General features: G+C 66.3%; 1 protein-coding gene. It reads right to left on the bottom strand.

The features are described from left to right. On the bottom strand, nt 1-255 hold a 255-nt coding region (locus AX750_RS12720), incomplete at both ends, for an SDR family oxidoreductase (protein WP_156462452.1).

Here is a 255-nt window from a genome sequence, read left to right as displayed (position 1 = left end):
GCCAGGAACACAGCCAGGCCCGCGACCTCCTCGGCGGTGACGAACTGCTTGGTCGACTGGGCGTGCAGCAGCACGTCGTTGATGACTTGCTCCCGGGTCAGGCCGCGCGCCGCCATGGTCTCGGGAACCTGTTTCTCGACCAGTGGCGTCCAGACATAGCCAGGGCAGATCGCGTTCACGGTGATGCCAAAGGTGGCGGCTTCCAGCGCGACCGTCTTGGTCAGCCCGGCGATGCCGTGCTTGGCGGCGACATAG

Source organism: Methylobacterium sp. CCH7-A2 (assembly GCF_001557075.1).
GTDB lineage: Bacteria > Pseudomonadota > Alphaproteobacteria > Rhizobiales > Beijerinckiaceae > Allobosea > Allobosea massiliensis.
Note: the sequence above shows the minus strand (reverse complement) of the source record. Positions and strands in the feature narration are given on the sequence as shown.